14 protein-coding genes are annotated in these 19,006 nt (G+C 70.5%); 8 read left to right on the plus strand and 6 right to left on the minus strand.

What is annotated here, in order from left to right; genetic code table 11:
* Positions 1-359: 359 nt before the first annotated feature.
* Complete coding sequence (locus ABZ172_RS22165) at positions 360-2,795, plus strand: SpoIIE family protein phosphatase (RefSeq protein ID WP_356885563.1); 2,436 nt, start codon at positions 360-362, stop codon at positions 2,793-2,795.
* A gap of 148 nt (positions 2,796-2,943) precedes the next feature.
* Positions 2,944-3,567 carry a histidine phosphatase family protein gene (locus tag ABZ172_RS22170; protein ID WP_356885565.1) on the plus strand — a complete coding sequence of 208 codons (624 nt, stop codon included), beginning with the start codon at positions 2,944-2,946 and terminating at the stop codon, positions 3,565-3,567.
* A 38-nt stretch (positions 3,568-3,605) separates the two neighbouring features.
* On the opposite strand, the gene ABZ172_RS22175 is transcribed toward ABZ172_RS22170, so the two are convergent.
* Together ABZ172_RS22175 and ABZ172_RS22180 are read right to left on the minus strand one after the other, a co-directional pair.
* Positions 3,606-3,809 carry a DUF397 domain-containing protein gene (locus ABZ172_RS22175; RefSeq protein WP_356885567.1) on the minus strand — a complete coding sequence of 68 codons (204 nt, stop codon included), beginning with the start codon at positions 3,807-3,809 and terminating at the stop codon, positions 3,606-3,608.
* Positions 3,809-4,639 (minus strand): helix-turn-helix transcriptional regulator, encoded by an 831-nt coding sequence (locus ABZ172_RS22180; RefSeq protein ID WP_356885569.1) that lies wholly within the window; start codon positions 4,637-4,639, stop codon positions 3,809-3,811. The genes ABZ172_RS22175 and ABZ172_RS22180 overlap by 1 nt, the downstream gene beginning before the upstream one ends.
* 194 nt (positions 4,640-4,833) lie before the next feature.
* Here ABZ172_RS22180 and ABZ172_RS22185 point away from each other — a divergent pair, with 194 nt between their 5' ends.
* Positions 4,834-5,913 (plus strand): lytic polysaccharide monooxygenase, encoded by a 1,080-nt coding sequence (locus ABZ172_RS22185; protein WP_356885571.1) that lies wholly within the window; start codon positions 4,834-4,836, stop codon positions 5,911-5,913.
* 64 nt (positions 5,914-5,977) lie between these two features.
* On the opposite strand, the gene ABZ172_RS22190 is transcribed toward ABZ172_RS22185, so the two are convergent.
* The 3 genes from ABZ172_RS22190 to ABZ172_RS22200 form a co-directional block, all read right to left on the minus strand.
* Entirely contained in the window at positions 5,978-6,628 is a 651-nt protein-coding gene (locus ABZ172_RS22190; RefSeq protein WP_356885573.1) for a class F sortase, read from the minus strand.
* 49 nt (positions 6,629-6,677) lie between these two features.
* A complete protein-coding gene (locus ABZ172_RS22195; protein WP_356885575.1) occupies positions 6,678-7,376 on the minus strand; it encodes a hypothetical protein in 699 nt (232 codons plus the stop codon).
* Positions 7,377-8,019: 643 nt separating this feature from the next.
* Entirely contained in the window at positions 8,020-11,868 is a 3,849-nt protein-coding gene (locus tag ABZ172_RS22200) for a GH92 family glycosyl hydrolase (RefSeq protein WP_356885577.1), read from the minus strand.
* Between the two features lie 497 nt (positions 11,869-12,365).
* On the opposite strand from ABZ172_RS22200, the gene ngcE reads away from it, so the two are divergent.
* From ngcE to ABZ172_RS22215, 3 genes are all read left to right on the plus strand, one after another.
* A complete protein-coding gene (gene ngcE, locus ABZ172_RS22205) occupies positions 12,366-13,814 on the plus strand; it encodes an N-acetylglucosamine/diacetylchitobiose ABC transporter substrate-binding protein (RefSeq protein ID WP_356885579.1) in 1,449 nt (482 codons plus the stop codon).
* 49 nt (positions 13,815-13,863) lie between these two features.
* Entirely contained in the window at positions 13,864-14,787 is a 924-nt protein-coding gene (locus tag ABZ172_RS22210) for a sugar ABC transporter permease (protein WP_356885581.1), read from the plus strand.
* 93 nt (positions 14,788-14,880) lie between these two features.
* On the plus strand, positions 14,881-15,798 hold the full coding sequence (locus ABZ172_RS22215) for a carbohydrate ABC transporter permease (protein ID WP_356885583.1): 918 nt from the start codon (positions 14,881-14,883) through the stop codon (positions 15,796-15,798).
* Positions 15,799-15,886: 88 nt separating this feature from the next.
* On the opposite strand, the gene ABZ172_RS22220 is transcribed toward ABZ172_RS22215, so the two are convergent.
* Positions 15,887-16,462, minus strand: a complete 576-nt coding sequence (locus ABZ172_RS22220; protein WP_356885585.1) for a TetR family transcriptional regulator — start codon at positions 16,460-16,462, stop codon at positions 15,887-15,889.
* Between the two features lie 67 nt (positions 16,463-16,529).
* Here ABZ172_RS22220 and ABZ172_RS22225 point away from each other — a divergent pair, with 67 nt between their 5' ends.
* Together ABZ172_RS22225 and ABZ172_RS22230 are read left to right on the plus strand one after the other, a co-directional pair.
* A complete protein-coding gene (locus ABZ172_RS22225; RefSeq protein WP_356885622.1) occupies positions 16,530-17,117 on the plus strand; it encodes a dihydrofolate reductase family protein in 588 nt (195 codons plus the stop codon).
* A 686-nt stretch (positions 17,118-17,803) separates the two neighbouring features.
* A complete protein-coding gene (locus tag ABZ172_RS22230) occupies positions 17,804-19,003 on the plus strand; it encodes an ROK family transcriptional regulator (protein WP_356885587.1) in 1,200 nt (399 codons plus the stop codon).
* Positions 19,004-19,006 lie beyond the last annotated feature (3 nt).

The raw sequence follows: 19,006 nt of genomic DNA on the forward strand, positions 1-19,006 counted from the left end.
TGGCCCTGTGCCGCGCGCCCGTGCGTCCGTCCCGTGCCGGGCCCCGTGGACGGCGGCAGGGGCCGGTGCACTCGATCGGCCCCCACGCGCCGCCACCGGAACGGCCGCCGCAGGCAGGCCGCCCCGGCGGCGCGGGCTCACCGCAGGGGACGCGGACGGGCCGGAGGCGCACGCCCGGGGGACGGTGACCGCGACGGGCAAGCGCCGAGGCGTCCCGGGCGTCCCGCACGTCCAGCGCGCACCTTCCGCCCACGCGCACCCCACGTCCCACACGGCCTCCCGCCTCCTCGTCCGCGGGCCCGATCGGTTGCTCGCGGACGGGCATCGGCCCATGGTGGAGAGACCGAGGAGAGGGCGAGATGGGTGCGATGACGGGATCGGGAGCCACCCGGAACGACCGGGAGCCGTGGCCGGACGATCCCGCCGTGGAAGCGGCCAGGGCCACCGTGGACGCGCAGGGCACCGTCACCCGATGGAGCGAGGGCGCGCACCGGCTGCTCGGCTATCCGTCCGCCGAGGTCGTCGGCCGCCCCTCCCGCCGGCTCCTCGACGAAGCGCCCTCCGCCGACACGCTGCGGTCCCTGGCGCGGCGGCCCCGGTGGAACGGCACGGTGACGCTCGTGCACCGGGACGGCCACCGCCTCACCGTGCGGCTGCTGGCCTACCGCCGCGAGCCGGACAGCGCGGACGGCCCCGGCGGTGACTGGCTCCTGGTGTCCCCCCGGGCCCTCCCGCCCGCGTCCGGGGAGGACGACGCACTGCTGGCCGGGGCGTTCGCCCAGTCCCGGTCCGCGCTGGCGCTCTACGACACCGGCCTGCGGCTGCGGCGGGCGAACGCCGAGATGGAGCGCGTGCTCGGCCTCCCCGAGGAGGCGATGCAGGGACTGCGCGTGCCGGAGATCCTGGCCGCCCCGCAGTCCGCCAGGACCGAGAAGCACATGCGGCAGGCGCTGGAGACCGGTGAACCGCAGCAGGCACACCTGGCCCTGCGGGTGGCCGGCGACGAGACCGAGACCGTCTGGACGGTCTCGCTCGTCCCCCTGCGGGACGCCGGGGGAGGGGTGCGCGGGGTGCTGCTCTCCGCGTACGACATGACCGAGGCGCACCTGGCCAGGGAGCGTCTGGTCCTGCTCAACGAGGCCAGCCGCCGGATCGGCAGCACCCTGGACCTCGCCCGCACCGCACAGGAGCTCGCCGACGTCGCCGTCCCGCAGTTCGCGGACTTCGCCACCGTCGACCTCCTCCCCGCCATCGAGGGCGGCGAGGACCCGCCCGCCGGAGCGCCGAGCAGCCCCGTCCTGCTGCGCCGGGTCGCCTGCCGGTCCGTCCTGGAGGGCTGCCCCGAGGCCGTGGTCCCGCAGGGGGTGGTGGCCGGCTACCCGGACGGCTCACCCGTCGCCGAATGCCTGGCCACCGGCAGGCCGCTGATCCAGGACGTGACCGCCGACGGCATGGCCGTGTGGGAGCGGCAATCCCCGGAGCGGGCCGAACGGGTGCGGGCGTACGGCTTCCACTCGGTGCTGGTCGTGCCCATGCACGCCCGCGGCATCACCCTCGGCGTGGCCACCTTCTCCCGCCACCGGCGCCCGGACCCCTTCGCCAAGGACGACCTGCTCCTGGGCGAGGAGATCACGGCCAGGGCCGCCGTGTGCATCGACAACGCCCGCCGCTACGCCCACGAGCGCCGCACCTCCCTCACCCTGCAGAGCAGTCTCCTGCCGCAGGGGATGCCCCGGCAGGCCGCCGTCGAGGTGGCCTCCCGCTACCTGCCCGCCAGCCCCCGGGCCGGCGTCGGCGGTGACTGGTTCGACGTGATCCCGCTCTCCGGCGCCCGTGTCGCCCTCGTCGTCGGCGACGTCGTCGGGCACGGCATCCAGGCCTCGGCGGCGATGGGGCGGCTGCGCACCGTCGTCCGCACACTGGCCGACGTGGACCTGCCGCCCGACGAACTGCTGACCCACCTGGACGACCTCGTCATCCACCTGTCCACCGAGGCCGACAGCGCGGACGGCCCCTCCGGGGACTTCGGCGCCACCTGCCTGTACGCCGTGTACGACCCGGTCTCCCGGCGGTGCACAGTGGCCCGCGCCGGCCACCCCGCACCCCTCCTGGTGGCCCCGGACGGCACCGTGGACTTCCTCGACGTCCCCACGGGCCCGCTCCTGGGCCTCGGCGGCCTGCCGTTCGAAGCCACCGAGCTCGAACTGCCCGAAGGAAGCCTCCTCGCCCTGTACACCGACGGCCTCGTCGAGGCACGCGGCCGTGACATCGACGAGGGCATCGACACGCTGCGCCAGGTGCTGTCCCGCTCCGGCCCGTCCCTGGAGGAGACCTGCGACGCCGTGCTCCGGGAACTCCTCCCCGCACGCCCCGCCGACGACGTGGCCCTGCTGCTCGCCCGCACGCGCGCCCTGGACGCGTCCCACGTCGCCACCTGGGACGTGCCCTGCGACCCCGCCGCCGTCGCCGAGGCCCGGAAGAACGTCTGCGGTCAGCTTGCCGCCTGGGGGCTGAGCGACGCGGCGATGATCACCGAACTGGTCGTCAGCGAACTCGTCACCAACGCCATCCGCTACGGCGCCGCCCCCGTCCAGCTCCGGCTGATCCGCAACAACAACCTGATCTGTGAGGTCTCCGACGCCAGCAGCACCTCCCCCCACCTGCGCCGGGCCCGCACCTTCGACGAGGGCGGCCGCGGGCTGCTGCTGGTCGCCCAGCTCACCCAGGACTGGGGCACCCGCCACACGTACACCGGCAAGACGATCTGGGCCGAGCAGAGCCTCCCCGGTATCTGACGGGCGCCGGGTGCGGCCACGGCCCCGCGCCGGCCGCCGCCCCACCGCGAGCCGACCCGCGCGAGGCCGGGCGGAATGCGATCGTGGGCCGGCAGGTTGCCATCAGTGGCACACACGTACGAGCACGGCGCACAGAGCGGAAGCACCCATGGGCGAGTTGATCCTGATCCGGCACGGCGAGACGGAGTGGTCCCGGTCGGGGCAGCACACGAGCTACACCGACCTGCCCCTGACCGAGCTGGGCGAGCGGCAGGCCCGCGCCCTCGTGCCGCTCCTCGCCGAACGGGAGATCGGGCTGACCCTGGTCAGCCCCCTGCTCCGGGCCCGCCGCACCGCCGAACTCGCCGGCCTGAAGGCCCCCCGCGAGGCACCGGACCTGCGGGAGTGGGACTACGGGGCGTACGAGGGGATCACCACCGTCGACATCCGGCGCACCCGCCCGGACTGGAACCTCTGGACCGACGGTGTGGCCCCCGGACCCGAGGAGCACCCGGGGGAGAGCCCGCAGGAGGTGGGCGACCGGGCGGACCGCATCCTGGCGGAGGTCCGCGCGGCGGCGTCCCGTCTCGGGGACGCGGACATCGCGCTGGTGGCCCACTCGCACTTCCTGCGCGTGCTCACCGCCCGCTACCTGCGGCTGAGCCCGGCGAGCGGCGAACTGTTCCAACTGGCCACGGGCGCGGTCTCCCGCCTCGGCACCGAACACGGCAAGCCGGTGGTCTCCGCGCTGAACATGGCCCTGCCGGACAGGCTGTTCAACGCCATCGGCTGAGCCGGAGCGGCGCCGGCCCGCACGGGCCGGCCGCGCTCCTAGAGCGAGCCGGTCCTGAGGGCGTCGACGAAGTGCGTCCAGCCCGTGGCGGTGAAGGCGAGGGCCGGGCCGTCCGGGTCCTTGCTGTCGCGGACGGGGACGAGGCCTGGAAAGCCGTCGGCGACCTCCAGGCACTCTCCGCCGTCCCCGTTGCTGTAGGACGACTTGCGCCACAGGGGCGTGCTCCGGGGTGCGGTGTTCATCACGTCGCGAACTCCTTCGCCGCCGAGGCGATCCGGTCCAGGGACGCCTCCGGCGACAACGCGGCAGCCCTGGCCAGATCGTATGCGGAGCTGTACTGCTCCACCAGCAGCGGCTCCTCGTCGAGTTGGCCACTGTAGGAGCCCTCCGTGTACACGACGGAGGGTGATTCCGTGAACTGCATCAGCGTCGTCGACCCATGCATCAGGGGATTTGCCCCGGCGGAGAACGGCAGCACCTGCGTGATGAGGCGATGGCGTGACGATGTCTGTTCGGCGAGATGACTGAGTTGCTCGGCCATCACCGCGTTTCCGCCCACAGGCAGGAGCAGGGCGGCTTCGTGGATCACCATCCACAGCACCGGCGCATCGGCCGAGTCGAGGAGGCAGGCGCGCTCCATACGGGTCCGGACGTGCCCTTCGACGACCTCCGCGCTGGCGAAGGGATGGGCGGACCTGGTGAGCGCCCGTGCATAAGCCTCTGTCTGCAACAGACCCATGACGAGCATCGACGTGTAACTCCCGATGGACGAGGCCTGCCACTGAAGCTCCGCCGCGTCGGCGAAGTACCCCGCCACCTTCGACGTACGCGCCAGCCGGCACAGGCGTTGAAGGTGCTCGCCGCTCCCCAGCAGATCGTCCAGCGCGCGGGAGATGTCCACCTGCGGCCGGCGCTCGGCCGACTCGAACAGGCCGATGTACGTGCCCGAGCAGAAGGCCCGTTCGCCCAGCTCGTTCTGTGACAGTCCGGCCGCCTCGCGCAGCCGGCGCAGCTCGGCGCCGTAGAAGGCGCGGGGGTTCGCGTACGGGTCCAGGTCCTTCGGGAGCGGCATGGCCCGGACGCTACCGAGTACCCCCAGGCCGTATGCGGAGAGGCGCCCCACGTCACCCGGAAGAGGAGCAGAACCCTTTCTGTGCAAGGCGTTTACACGGAAGGGGGGCGGCGCTACTCTCCGCTCATGGGAGCGCTCCCAAGCTCGCATCGCATCCCGGCCCCACCCGGCGCCGCAGCGAAGGGACGTACATCGTGATCCATCTGTCAGGACACCGATTACTGGGCGTCACCCGCCCCCGAGCAGTCCTGCTCACCCTGCTCGCCCTGCTCACGACCATCCCCGCACTCGGACTCGTCCTCACCACCGGGGAGAGGGCCGAGGCGCACGGCACACCCATGAAGCCCGCCAGCCGCACGTTCCTGTGCTGGCAGGACGGGCTGACCGACACGGGGGAGATCAAGCCCGTGAATCCCGCCTGCCGGACCGCCGCGCAGGTGAGCGGGACCACTCCGTTCTACAACTGGTTCTCCGTGCTGCGTTCCGACGGAGCGGGCCGCACCCGCGGCTTCGTGCCCGACGGCGAGCTGTGCAGCGGCGGCAACACCAACTTCACCGGGTTCAACACGCCGAGTGCCGACTGGCCGCTGACGCACCTGACCGAGGGCGCCACGATCGACTTCTCGTACAACGCGTGGGCCGCGCACCCGGGTTGGTTCCACGTCTACATCACCAAGGACGGCTACGACCCCACGCAGGCGTTGACCTGGGACGACGTCGAGGAATCCCCCTTCCTCTCCGTCGACCACCCGCCGCTGAACGGCAGTCCGGGCACGGTGGAGGCGGACTACCGCTGGACCGGCGCACTGCCCGAGGACAAGGAGGGGCGCCACGTCATCTACATGGTGTGGCAGCGCTCGGACAGCCAGGAGACCTTCTACTCCTGCTCCGACGTGGTCTTCGACGGCGGTGACGGAGAGGTGACCGGGGTCAAGGACGGCGGCGGGACCACCCCGACCGAGCCCCCGCCCGGAGCCTGCACGGCCGGCCGTACCACCACCGGTACCTGGAAAGGCGGTTACCAGTCGGAGGTCAAGGTCACCAACTCCGGAACCGTGCCCATGCTCGGCTGGATGGTGGACTGGGCACAGCCCGCCGGACAGAGCGTCGCGAGCCTCTGGAGCGGGGCGATGACGGTGCAGGGCCAGGAGGTGATGGTCCACAACGCGGGCTGGAACGGCTCACTGGCCCCCGGTGCGTCCACGACCTTTGGCTACGTCTCGGAGGGCGGGGCCCCCGATCCGGCCCTCGCGCTCCGCTGCCGGGTCGGCTGACCGCACGGCACGAACGGCCGGTACCCCGCCCCGGGGTACCGGCCGGTTCCGTGCGGCGCCCGCGTCAGGCCGCCTTCTTCCCGAGCGACGTGAGGTGGGCGAAGACGACGACGTTGGCGGAGTAGCCGTCCTTCTTGTCGAAGCGCCCGCCGCAGGTCAGGAGTCTGAGCTCCGGACGCCCGGTGGCGCCGTACACCTTCTCGTCCGGGAACCTGTCCTTCGTGTAGGTCTTCACCTCGTCGACGGTGAAGACCGCGGTCCGCCGGTCGGCCCGGGTGACCTTCACGGTGTCACCCCGGCGCAGGGCGTTGAGATTGAGGAAGATGGCCGGTCCCGTCGCGGTGTCCCGGTGGCCGACGAGCAGGGAGGTCCCCGCCTCCCCCGGGGACGGACCCCCGTGGTACCAGCCCACCACCTTCGGCCTGCTGAGCGGGGGAGCGCCGAGCCGGCCCTTCCCGTCCAGGGTGAGCCCGGTGACCGGGGCCTCGATGTAGATCGCGGGGACGGCGACCTTCACCGGACGGGAGTGCACCAGCGGTGCGTGCGAGGCGGGCACCTTCTCCTGCGGCGTGTGAGGTGCCCTGCGGAACGGCGGCGCCCCGCCGCCCGCGGCATCGCTGCCGCGGGCGGCGGTGACCGGTGCGGCGCTCTCGGACGAGTCCGAACACGCCCACACGGCACCGGTCACCAGCGAGAAGGTCACGCTCAGGGTCATCGCGAGCCGGCATGCACGGCTCGGACCCCGCCGCCGTCGACCGCCCGTGCTAGGCCTCGTTGCGGGCACGGCGGCGTGCGGATCGACGGACCATGATCAGCCCCGCGATTCCGGCGGCACCGGCGACCAGGGCGGCCGGGGTGCCGATGCCCGCCTCCGACTCGCTCTGCGCGCTGACGCTCTCCATGTCCGGCACACCGCCGCCGCCCGCGGGAACCGCGCCGGACGGCCGGTCGTGGATCTCGCCGGCGCCCTTGCCGCTCCCGCCCGCCTGGGCGCCGGACTCGGACGTGCCCCGGCCCTCACCGCGACCGCCGCCCTGACCGCTCTCCCGCTCGGGCCGCGAGCAGTCGACCTCGAAGCTCTTCTGCTTCGGCACGGCCCCGACGGTCCAGCTCAGCGTGTAGGTGCCCTCCGGGAGCAGGTACTCCTGGCTGCGTGCCTTGCCCTCCACGAGCGGCAGGGTGTTCGTCAGCGTGTTTCCCGGTGGGCGCTCGGTGATCGTCCAGACCAGCTGGGGGAGCTCGCCGAAGTTGCTCGCCACGAGGACGAACTGGCAGACCTCCACGCCGTTGCGGTCACCGCGCGAGTGCCAGCTGACGGAACGGACGTCGATGTCACCGCTCTCGCCGACGGCGGACGCGGCCGGGGCCCCGGCCATCGTGACGGCGCCGGCGACGGCGAGGGCGGCCGTCACCCTGGTGGCCGTGCGGACGCCGGTGGAGTGGTGAGAAGAGGACATGCGCATGCTGAACTCCTTGAAGCTGGAATGATTGTCGTACTGATCACCTGATCGCCTAAGAGATGACATGGATCGTCGAAAAGGTCGGCCGGGACACCGTGAAAGCGCGTGAATATGCCCTGACTAGCCCACGCCGACCGCTGGTTCCGCAGGTCGGAGGCGTGCGGCGACGCGGGAGCCGGTGGCCCCGGGCATCCGGCGCCCGCGCCCCGGGGGAGTCGACGCAGGGTCAGGACCCCGGGCGGTGCGTTGCCGACGCCGGGTCAGGACCTCGGACGGTGAGCCACCGGCCTCGGGTCAGGGCCTCGGGCCGTACGCCGCCGCCGGTGCCGCCGCACGGCCGGCAGCCCCGCGACCGCCGGGGCGCCGAGGGCGACCGTGATCCCGGCCGCGGGGCGGAGGAGCGACCGGTGGGCCGCCGCGGGGGAGACCTCCGGCGGGACGGCGGCGGTGTCGTTCCCGGGGCGGTCGTACGGGTGGCACGCCGGGGCGGCGACCCGCGCCCCGGCGCCGGCGGCCGGTGCGAGGGCGACGGCGAGGAGGGCGGCCGGTGACCCGCGGGCGTGCGGGCATGCCGTGCAGCATGCACCGGGGGCGGCCACCCGCACACGCGGATGGCCGCCCCCGGCCGGTGACTCCGTTCAGACGGTCAGGAGATCAGCTCGATCTCCGCCAGCGTCGCCGCCTTGGTGCTGACCAGCCGGTACTTCGCGAACGCCTGGGGCGTCCCCACCGAGAACACCCGGGTCTGCTTGTCCCACGCGAACGTCTGGCCGGACCGCTTGTCGAGGTCCTTCCAGGAGGTCCCGTCCGCGGAGCCCTGGAGCACCCAGCCCTCGGGAGCCTTCGCCGCGGTCGCCGAGGTCAGCGTGTACTGCACCGCCTTGGTGCCCGCGGCGGCCGGCAGCTCCACCGACTCGACGGTGGCCGAGGTCGCGGAGGTGTCGTCGAACAGCGCGCCGTCGCCCTTGAGCACGTCGCCCCGGGGCGAGGGCACCTTGTCGTCCTGGGTCACGGAGACCGGGGCCGCGTCCTTGCCGGTGCCCCACTTCGAGGGCGTGGAGCCCATGTCGAACTCCAGCACACCGCCCTTGGCGAGCAGGTCGTGCGGCAGCGAGGTGGAGTTCCACTTCTTGCCGTTGACCTTCAGGCCCTGGACGTAGATGTTCGTCGCGCTGTTCTTCGGGGCCTTGACCACCAGGTCGCGGCCGTTCTCCAGGTGCACCGTGGTCTTCGTGAAGAGCGGCGAGCCGATCGCGTACTCACCGCTGCCCATGACCAGCGGGTAGAAGCCGAGCGAGGAGAAGAGGTACCAGGCCGACTGCTCGCCGTTGTCCTCGTCGCCGTGGTAGCCCTGCCCGATCTCGCTGCCGGTGTACAGCCGGCTCAGGACCTCGCGGATCTTCTCCTGTGCCTTCCAGGGCTGCGAGGCCGCGTTGTACATGTACGTGGCGTGGTGGGCGACCTGGTTGCTGTGCCCGTACTGGCCCATCCGCACGTCGCGCGCCTCCGTCATCTCGTGGATGACGCCGCCGTACGACCCGACGAACTCGGGCCCGGCGGTCTCCGGGGTGGAGAAGTACGTGTCCAGCTTCTTCGCCAGACCGTCACGACCGCCGTACAGGTTGGCCAGGCCCCGGCTGTCCTGCGGAGCGGTGAAGGCGTAGCCCCAGCCGTTGGTCTCCGTGTAGTCGTAGCCCCAGACGCGCGGGTCGTACTGGTCGGCGGGCAGCCGCCAGTCGCCGTTCGGCTTCCGGCCCTGGAAGAAGCCGGCCTTGTCGTCGAAGAGCTTGACGTAGTTCTGCGCCCGGTTGAGGAAGTACGCGGACTCCTCCTTGTACCGCTGCTTCTTCGTCTTCTTGTAGAGGGCCTGGCCCATCTGCGCGATGCCGTAGTCGTTGAGGTAGCCCTCCAGCGACCAGGAGAGGCCCTCGTGCGTCGAGGTGTCGGCGTATCCGGTGAACACCGAGGTGTCCATGCCCTTGCGGCCGACACCCGGGGACGGCGGGGTCACCGTGGCGTTCTTGACCGCGGCGTCGTAGGCCGCCTCAGCGTCGAAGTCGACGCCCTTGACGTACGCGTCGGCGAAGGCCACGTCGGAACTGGTGCCGGTCATCAGGTCGGAGTAGCCCGGGGAGGACCAACGGGAGATCCAGCCGCCGTCCTTGTACTGCTGCACGAAGCCGTCGACCATCTTCCCGGCCTGCTTCGGCGTGAGGAAGGAGTACGCCGGCCAGGTCGTCCGGTAGGTGTCCCAGAAGCCGTTGTTGACGTACACCTCACCCTTGACGATCTTGGCGCCGGTGTGGGTCGGGGTGTCCGTGCCGGTCTGCGGGGAGAAGGGGCTCGCGTAGGTGCTCACGCCGTCGACCTGCTCGAAGCCCGAGTTCGGGTAGAGGTAGAGCCGGTACAGGCTGGAGTAGAGCGTGGTCAGCTGGTCGGCGTTCGCCCCCTCGACGTCGACCTTGCCGAGGATCTTGTCCCAGGCCTTCTGCGCGTCCTTCTTCACCTTGGCGAAGGAGGACTTCGCCGGCAGCTCCATGGCGAGGTTCTTCTTCGCCTGGTCGACGCTGATCAGCGAGGTGGCCAGGCGCAGGCCCACCGTGCGGTCCTTGCCCGCGTCGAAGCGGAAGAACCCGGAGACGTCGTCCCCGCCCCCGCCCTTCAGCTTGCCGCTGTCGGTGACCGGCGCGTCGAAGGTGCCGTACACGAAGAGGCGGGTGGCCCCGGTGGAGCCGCCGCTCTTCACGTCGGAGTACCCGGTGAAGGAACCGGTCTTCGCGTCGAGGGTGAGGCCGCCGTCGTTGGAGACGTTGTCGAAGACGAGGCTCGCGTCGTCACCGGGGTAGGTGAACTGCATGCGCGCCGCGTGGTCGGTCGGCGTCATCTCGGCCTTGAGGCCGTTCTCGAACGTCACCCCGTAGTAGTGCGGGGTCGCCGTCTCGTTCTCGTGCCGGAAGGGCAGCGCCCGGGCCGTGCGGGAGGCGTCGGGCGTGCCGGAGGCCGCCGACGGCATCATCTGGAAGGTCTGGCGGTCCCCCATCCAGGGGCTCGGCTCGTGGCTGGCGCTGAACGCCTGGAGCGTGGGCAGGTTGTCCTCGTTGTTGCCGCGCGCGTAGTCGTACAGCCAGCTCGTGGAACCGGCGTTGGTCACCGGGGTCCAGAAGTTGAAGCCGTGCGGGACCGCGGTGGCGGGGAAGTTGTTGCCGCGCGAGAAGCCGCCGCTGGAGTTCGTGCCGCGCACCGTGGACGCGTAGTCCGAGAGGTGCGCCTTGCGCTTCTCCGGGGCCTTCGGCGCGATCGAGATGTCGTCGATCCAGCCCTGGAACTTCGACGGGCCCTTGGGGGAGTCGTACGCCACCAGGATGCGGTCGACGGTCTTGCCGGCCGCCACCGTCCCGATCCGGGACGCCACCTTGTTCCACTGGTTGACGTACAGGCGCTTGGCGTCGGCCTGGCCCTGCGGGGTGAGCAGCCCGCCGTGGCTGTCGGTCGCCTTCAGCTCGCTCAGGTAGGTGCCGTCGGTGAAGGCCAGGTCCACCGCCACGTGCGTCGCCGGGTAGCTCAGGTCCGTCTCGCCCATCTGCGGATAGACCAGGTAGGAGAGCTGGGTGTCCTTCGTGACCGCCGTGTCGACGTCGAAGACCTTGTTGTACGAGTAGGCGCGGCCGTCCGGCTTGTGGGTCCCCGCGTAGCGCAGGGCCTTCTTCCCGGTGAACCCGGCGCCCTGCTTGGCGGTGGGGGAGCCGGAGGGCCCGCGGTCGGCCTGGGTGCGCATCTCGTCGGGGGCGGGGGCGGAGGCGTCCCCGTTCGAGAACTGCACGTCGGCGAGCTGGAGCGCGTCGGAGGCGCCGTTGTTCTTCGTGATCTCCAGGCGGAAGTGCCGGTAGGCCGTGTCCGTGCTGAAGTCGTACGACGTGGTCTGCAGGCGCTTGGCGAAGGTCTGGTCCGTGCGGGTGTCCAGATCCGTCCAGGTCGTGCCGTCGGTGGAGCCCTTGAGGGTCCAGTCCTTCGGGTCCCGCTCGGCGTGGTCGTTGGCCGAGGTGAGGGCGTAGGTCACGACCTTGGTGGGCGCGGCGAGGTCGAACTCGACCCAGCCGGTGGGCTTGAAGGCCAGCCACTTGGTGCCGGGCTCCAGGTCGGTCAGGTTCTCCTTGACCTCGCCGCCGGCGCTGTTCTCGCCGCTGGCGCGCAGGTCCGTGACCTGATCGGTGACGTTGCCCGGTATTCCGGAGGAGAAGCCGCCGTCGACACCCGAGGCCTTCTTGGAGCCGTCCGGGGCTTCTTCGACGGTGTTGCGCCAGTCCGGCTGCTTCTCGTCGGCCTCGAAGGAGGAGCTGAACGAGGGGGCGCCGGAGGGCTTCCCGGCGGTGCCGGACGGCTGGGCGAGAGCGGCGGTGGGGGCCGCCAGGGTCATGACGAGAGCGGCGGCGAGGGTCACGGCGGATCTGCCGTGTCTGGGGCGCGAGCCGAGCTGAGGACCACGTAGGGGCTGCATACGGAGCGGTTCCTCCTGGGGGCATGCATTGGACAACGTTGTCATTGCAGGATGCGTGTTCCAGTAGGGAGCCAAGTGACCACGTGTGTCAAGGGTGTTGCGCGACGGCGACGCCGGTGATTCGACCGTATTGCGGGAAAAGGCGTTTCCGTGCGGAGGCGCGCGGGGCGGAGGTGTCCGTGAGGTCTCAACTCGGGAAAGACTGCCGCTCAACCCTGCATTCGATCTTGCTCAGTCGGCGAGGAGTGGACTATACCTGTCGGCGTCCGCACAGCCGCTTCACAACGGCGCGCGGGCACGGGGGAGGGCGGAACAGCTGTGGGCGCGTGAGGTGGCCCGCCGTGCGTTCCCCCGGACGTCCCCCACTGCATCTGGTATTCCGGCAAGCAGCACCACCCAAGCGCAACTGACCGCGGTGCGGGACCCTTCGCCTGAGGCGAATTCACTACGGGTGACCGGTACACCGCCTGAGTCCTGGAGAAGGCGAGGACTTGAGCATGGGATCCACCTCCGGCCGCACGAATGAGGGCCTTGGCCGTCGCGATGTGATCAAGCGTTCTGCCGCACTCGGCCTGATCGCCGTACCGACGATGAGCTTCCTGTCGGCCTGTGCGAGCAGCGACAGCGGAAGTGACGAAAAGGTCGAGAAGGGCACCAAGAGCGCCAAGAACCCGCTCGGTGTCAACGAGACCGCCGCCCTCGAGGTCGTCATCTTCAACGGCGGTTTCGGCGAGCAGTACGCCATCGACGCGGAGAAGAAGTACAACGCGGCCTTTCCCGGCGCACCGAAGGTCAAGCACGCCGCGACCGAGAAGATCCAGTCGACGCTGCAGCCCCGTTTCAACGGGGGGACCCCGCCGGACCTGATCGACAACTCCGGCGCCGAGCAGATGGACATGGGTGTCCTGGTCGGCAAGAAGCAGCTGGCCGACCTCACACCGCTGATGGACGCCCCGTCCTACGACGACCCCGCCAAGAAGGTCCGCGACACGCTGCGCCCCGGTGTCCTGGAGATGGGCCAGTTCGACGGCGACCCGGTCTGGATCATGTACTACGCGTACACCGTCTACGGCGTCTGGTACTCGCAGACCAACCTGGAGAAGCTCGACGCGGCGTACCCGGAGACCTGGGACGACATGCTCGCGCTGTGCGAGAAGGCGAAGAAGAAGGGCATCGCCGGCTGGACGTACCCCGGCAAGTACCCGTACTACCTGCCCTTCTCGCTCTACCCCTTCATCGGCAAGATCGGCGGCCGCGAGGTCCTCGACAAGATCGACAACCTGGAGCCGAACGCCTGGAAGGACCCGGCCGTCAAGGCCGCCTTCGAGGCGTACTACGAGCTCTTCAAGAAGGGCTACATCCTCAAGGGCACGCCCGGCCTCACCCACATCCAGTCGCAGACCGAGTGGACCAAGGGCAAGGCGCTCTTCATCCCGAACGGTTCCTGGGTGGAGAACGAGGCCGCGCCCACCACGCCCGAGGACTTCAAGATGATGGTCGGCGCGCCGTCCAGCCTGGACTCCTCCGACAAGCTGCCCTACGGCACGATCTGGGCCTCCGGCGGCGAGCCGTTCGTCGTCCCCGCGAAGGCGAAGAACCCCGAGGGCGGCATGGAGCAGCTGCGCATCATGCTCAGCGAGGAGTCCTCGAAGAACTTCACCAGCTCGGTGAAGTCCCTCAGCGCCTTCAACGGCGGCACCGACGGCCTCACGCTGTCCACCGCCATGCAGTCCGGCGTCGACGTCCTGGAGAAGGCCGGGGACAACGTCGTGAACCCGCGCCTGCAGGACTGGTACGTCAAGCTCCAGAAGGAGCAGATCGGTATCGCCGGCATCGGCGAGATGATGGCCGGCCGCGCGACCCCGGCGGAGACCATCAAGAAGATCCAGGCCTTCGCCGACGCCGCGGCCAAGGACCAGTCCATCAAGCACTACAAGCACCAGTGAGCAACCGTCACCAGCGGCGGCACCCGCTCGGAAATCGGGGTCGGTAAACGTGCAGCACGGCAAGTACCGTTTCATCGTGGGGTTCCTCGTCGCCCCACTGGCGTTGTACGCCATCTTCGTGATCTGGCCCTTCGTCCAGTCCATCTACTACTCGTTCACGGACTGGACCGGGCTGAGCCCCGACTTCGCGATGGTCGGCTTCGACAACTACAGCCGGATGCTCGACGACGACATCTTCTGGAAGTCGCTGCAGCACAGTGTGCTGCTCGCGCTGCTGCTGCCGCTGGTGACGCTCGGCCTCGCACTCTTCTTCGCCTTCATGCTCAATGTCGGCGGCCGTCGGCGGAAGAACGCCGCGGTCGCCGGAGTGCGCGGCTCCTCGTTCTACAAAATCGCCTATTTCTTTCCGCAGGTGCTGTCGATCGTGATCGTGGCGCTGCTCTTCCAGTTCGCTTTCAACCCGACGTCCGGAATGCTGAACTCGACGCTCAAGGCCGTCGGGCTCAGGAGTCTCCAGCCGGACTGGCTGGGCGATCCCGATCTGGCCCTGTACTGCGTGATGGTCGTGCTGATCTGGTCGACGGTCGGATTCTTCGTCGTCCTCTTCTCCGCCGGAATGGCCTCCATCCCGAAGGACTTCTACGAGGCCGCGCTGCTCGACGGCGCCGACCGCATCACGACCTTCTTCAGGATCACGCTGCCGCTGCTCTGGGACACCGTGCAGTCCGGCTGGGTCTACATGGGCATCCTGGCGCTCGGCGTCGAGGCCTTCACCGCCGTACAGGTCATGACGGTCGGCCCGGGCGGCCCCGACTACTCCACCACCGTCCTGCCGCTGTACGTCTACCAGACGGCCTTCCGGGACGCCCAGGCCGGCTACGCGACCACGATCGGCGTCGGGCTGCTCATCGTCACCATGCTCTTCGCGGGCATCGTGATGCGCCTCGGCCGGCGTGAGCGGCTGGAGTTCTGATGCCGGACAGCGCGCGGAGCGGCGGCCGGACCACCGGCACGCGGAACAGCTCGGTCCCGGGGGCCGGCCCGACAGTTGCACGAGGTGAGCACCATGAAGGTCACTGAGACTCCGCCCGCCGTCCCGGCACCGCGCTCGCCGGTGACGAAGACGGACGCCCCGGTGGGGGAGCCGGCGAAGAGCAGCGAGGGCAGGGTCCTCAACGTCTTCTCGCACGGAGTGCTGGTCATCTGGGCGGTGCTCGTCATCATGCCGCTGCTCTGGGCGGTGATGGCGTCCTTCAAGACGGACGACTCGATCCTGTCGACCCCCTGGGCCCTGCCGGACAGGCTCCACTTCGAGAACTGGTCGCGTGCCTGGAACCAGGCGCACATGAGCGACTACTTCCTCAACACCATCCTGGTGGTGGGTGGTTCGCTCATCGGCACGCTGCTGCTGGGCTCGATGGCGGCGTACGTGCTGGCGCGGTTCGACTTCCCGGGGAACCGCTTCATCTACTTCCTCTTCATCGGCGGGATGAGCTTCCCGATCATCCTGGCGCTGGTCCCGCTGTTCTTCGTCATGAACAACATGGGCCTGCTGAACTCGGTGCACGGGCTGATCCTGGTCTACATCGCCTACTCGCTGCCGTTCACCGTCTTCTTCCTCACCTCGTTCTTCCGGACGCTGCCGACCTCGATCGCCGAGGCGGCCCTGCTCGACGGTGCCTCGCACACCCGGACCTTCTTCCAGGTGATGCTGCCGATGGCCAAGCCCGGTCTGATCAGCGTCGGCATCTTCAACTTCCTCGGGCAGTGGAACCAGTACATGCTGCCGACGGTGCTGAACACCGACCCGGACGGCAAGGTGCTGTCCCAGGGCCTCGTGGAACTCGCCACCAGCCAGGGCTACAAGGGGGACTGGTCGGGCCTCTTCGCGGGGCTGGTGATGGCGATGCTGCCGGTCCTCGCCGCGTACGTCGTCTTCCAGCGCCAGGTCGTCGCCGGGCTGACGGCGGGGGCGCTGAAGTAGCGGACCCGCCCGTCCCGCCTCCGTCACCGTGCGCCGGTCCCTCCGGCACGCGGTGACGGAGGCGTGTCCGCGGGGCGGACGGCCGCCCTCATCCCGTCACGATGCGGTCGACGGCCGCCTCCACCAGCCGGTCGCGCTCGGCCTCCGTGAACACCCCGGGCAGCGTGAGCTGTTCGACGATCAGCCAGTTGAAGGCCAGGATGAGCAGCCGGACCGCGGTGGCGTCGCCGGGCAGGCCCGACGCCTCGTGGTAGGCCACGTTGGCCTCGACGTCCGCGCGCACCTGCTCGGTCAGCACCGCCCGCAGCCCGGGCCGCCGGGTGGCCTCCAGGCGCAGTTCCAGCAGGGCCAGATAGCCGGTGCGGAAAGCGCTGACCCTGCCGACCAGTTCGTGCATCAGCCGGGTGTAGGTCTCCCGGTCCGGTGAGGCGTTCCGCTGCCGTTCCACCGTCGCCCCGTCCGGGCGCAGCCGCTCGTAGACCCGGCTGCCCGCCTGGGTGAGCAGGTCGTCCCGGTTGGCGAAGTAGTTGGAGGCGGTGCCGCCCGGGACGCCCGCCTCCGTGTCCACCGCCCGGAAGGTGAGCCCGCGCGCCCCCTCCGCGGCCAGCACCTCGATCGCGGCGTCGACGAGGGCCGCCCGCCGCGCGTCGTTCCTGCGCACCATTGACACCACTCCAGCTGTAGTACTACGTTCAGACCACTTCAATCAGAGTACTATGAACGGGGAGATCATGCGGAAGCTCGTGTACTACGTGGCCGTCACCCTCGACGGCCGCATCGCGGGACCCGGCGGCGAGTTCGACTTCTTCCCACTGGGCGACGAGGAGCAGGCGGCCGACTACGCCGCCGCGGTCAACACCCGCCACCCGGAGACGGTCCCCACCTTCGCCCGTGCCGCAGCGGGCCTCACGGACACCCCCAACCGGCGCTTCGACACGGTGCTGATGGGGCTCGGCAGCTACCGTCCGGGCCTGGACGCGGGCTTCAGCAGCCCCTACGCCCATCTGCGCCAGTACGTCGTGTCCAGCACCCTGGACCCGGACATCGATCCGGCCGTCACCGTGGTCGCCGAGGACCCGCTCGCCCTGGTGCGCGGACTCAAGCAGGAGGAGGGGCTGGACATCTGGCTCTGCGGCGGAGGCGTCCTGGCCGGGGCGCTGCTCCCCGAGATCGACGAACTGAACATCAAGAGCTATCCCGTGGTCGCCGGGTCCGGGATCCCGGTGTTCGACGGGGAGTTCGACCCCACCCTCTTCGACGTCGCCGAGCGGACGTCCTTCTCCAACGGCGTGACCCTCACCCGCTTCACCCGTCGCTGACCGTGCTCCGGCGGGGCGGTGTAGGCCCGGTCCGGCGGGCGGGCCGGCCCGGCGGGGGTGCGACTGAGGGGCCGCTCACCGTGGGTGTCCGTCCGGGCGCGACGGCGTCGTCCGACGGCGGCGCTCCGGGAGCCGCCGCCCCGCCCCGTCGTCCGCCGGACCGCCCCGCAAGGCGTGTCCCGTCACCCTCGGGAGCGCCCCGGAAGCGTCTCGGAACTGCCCCTGAACCGCTCCGGACCGCCCCGCGAGCCGCCGTCCCGTCGGCCGGCCAGGCTCCTCCCTACGCCCGGGGAGGGGCGTTCCGCCGCACAACGATCATGTCTCGAAAAAACTCATGGACGTACAGAAGTCCGTGTGCATACGGGCCCGGCCGGCCCCTGCTGCCGGGCCCGGCTCGCCCGGACTCGTGTGCTCGATTCCAGGAAATGGCTGATTCCAGTCCCTGGGGGATGCGGTGCGTCCCGGGGGCGTATCCGCAGTCCGGAACGCGTCCCGCTCGTTCGAGAGTTTCAGGCGGGCGGCAGGGGGCCGACCGGGTTCCGGCCGCCCGCCGCCCGCGTTCCGGCCGAGAAGCGGAGCGCGGTGCCCGGCGGAGGCTGCGGCTGCTCAAGGTCTTGACGGGGGGCACCGCAAAACGCTCAGCTTAGAGTTCACATGTTGGAGAAAACGGCAGGAGTGGTGAGTCGATGGAGACTCCGGGGTCGCAGACGTCTCTGCATCGGGCCAACCTCGAGCGGGTCGTACGTGCCGTGAGGATGGCGGGGTCGCTGACCCAGGCCGAGATCGCCAGAAGCACCGGCCTCTCCGCGGCCACCGTCTCCAACATCGTGCGTGAGCTCAAGGAGGGCGGCACGGTCGAGGTCACCCCCACCTCGGCCGGCGGGCGCCGCGCCAGGAGCGTGTCCCTGAGCGGGGACGCGGGCATCGTCATAGGGGTCGACTTCGGGCACACCCACCTGCGGGTGGCCATCGGCAACCTGGCCCATCAGGTGCTGGCCGAGGAGTCCGAGCCGCTCGACGTGGACGCCTCGTCGGCCCAGGGCTTCGGACGGGCCGAGCAGCTGGTCAACCGGCTGATCGAGACCACCGGGATCAGCCCCGGCAAGGTCATCGGCGTCGGGCTCGGCGTCCCGGGCCCCATCGACGTCGAGTCCGGCACGCTCGGCTCCACCTCGATCCTGCCGGGCTGGACGGGCATCAACCCGAGCCAGGAGCTCGCCGGGCGCCTCGGGGTGCCGGTCTACGTGGACAACGACGCCAACCTCGGGGCGCTCGGGGAGCTGGTCTGGGGCAGCGGCAGGGGCGTCAAGGACCTTGCGTACATCAAGGTCGCCAGCGGTGTCGGCGCCGGTCTGGTGATCGACGGGCACATCTACCGCGGCCCCGGCGGCACGGCCGGTGAGATCGGCCACATCACCCTCGACGAGTCCGGCCCCGTCTGCCGCTGCGGGAACCGCGGCTGCCTGGAGACCTTCACCGCCGCCCGGTACGTCCTGCCGCTGCTCAGGCCCAGTCACGGCCCCGACCTCACCATGGAGCGGATGGTCCAGCTGGCCCGCGAGGGCGATCCGGGCTGCCGCCGGGTGATCGGGGACGTCGGCCGGTACATCGGCAGCGGGGTCGCCAACCTGTGCAACCTGCTCAACCCGAGCCGGGTCGTCCTCGGCGGATCCCTCGCGGAAGCGGGGGAGTTGGTGCTGTCGCCCATCCGCGACTCGGTCTCGCGCTACGCCATCCCGAGCGCCGCGCGGCAGCTCTCCGTGCTCCCCGGGGCCCTCGGCGGGCGGGCCGAGGTGCTGGGCGCGCTGGCTCTCGTGCTCAGCGAGATGGGCGATTCGACCCTTTTGGACAGCACCTTCCCCACGGCGACTCCTGCCTTCACTTAGATA

The sequence above is a fragment of the Streptomyces sp. NPDC006296 genome (genome assembly GCF_040613235.1).
GTDB lineage: Bacteria > Actinomycetota > Actinomycetes > Streptomycetales > Streptomycetaceae > Streptomyces.

Bases quoted from the DNA above. Each gene is read 5' to 3' on its own strand.
- ABZ172_RS22175 (WP_356885567.1), bottom strand. From the start codon at position 3,809: ATGAACACCGCACCCCGGAGCACGCCCCTGTGGCGCAAGTCGTCCTAC.
- ABZ172_RS22195 (WP_356885575.1), bottom strand. From the start codon at position 7,376: ATGCGCATGTCCTCTTCTCACCACTCCACCGGCGTCCGCACGGCCACC.
- ABZ172_RS22190 (WP_356885573.1), bottom strand. From the start codon at position 6,628: ATGACCCTGAGCGTGACCTTCTCGCTGGTGACCGGTGCCGTGTGGGCG.
- ABZ172_RS22225 (WP_356885622.1), top strand. From the start codon at position 16,530: ATGCGGAAGCTCGTGTACTACGTGGCCGTCACCCTCGACGGCCGCATC.
- ABZ172_RS22170 (WP_356885565.1), top strand. From the start codon at position 2,944: ATGGGCGAGTTGATCCTGATCCGGCACGGCGAGACGGAGTGGTCCCGG.
- ABZ172_RS22215 (WP_356885583.1), top strand. From the start codon at position 14,881: ATGAAGGTCACTGAGACTCCGCCCGCCGTCCCGGCACCGCGCTCGCCG.
- ABZ172_RS22230 (WP_356885587.1), top strand. From the start codon at position 17,804: ATGGAGACTCCGGGGTCGCAGACGTCTCTGCATCGGGCCAACCTCGAG.
- ABZ172_RS22200 (WP_356885577.1), bottom strand. From the start codon at position 11,868: ATGCAGCCCCTACGTGGTCCTCAGCTCGGCTCGCGCCCCAGACACGGC.
- ABZ172_RS22220 (WP_356885585.1), bottom strand. From the start codon at position 16,462: ATGGTGCGCAGGAACGACGCGCGGCGGGCGGCCCTCGTCGACGCCGCG.
- ABZ172_RS22180 (WP_356885569.1), bottom strand. From the start codon at position 4,639: ATGCCGCTCCCGAAGGACCTGGACCCGTACGCGAACCCCCGCGCCTTC.
- ABZ172_RS22165 (WP_356885563.1), top strand. From the start codon at position 360: ATGGGTGCGATGACGGGATCGGGAGCCACCCGGAACGACCGGGAGCCG.
- ngcE (WP_356885579.1), top strand. From the start codon at position 12,366: ATGGGATCCACCTCCGGCCGCACGAATGAGGGCCTTGGCCGTCGCGAT.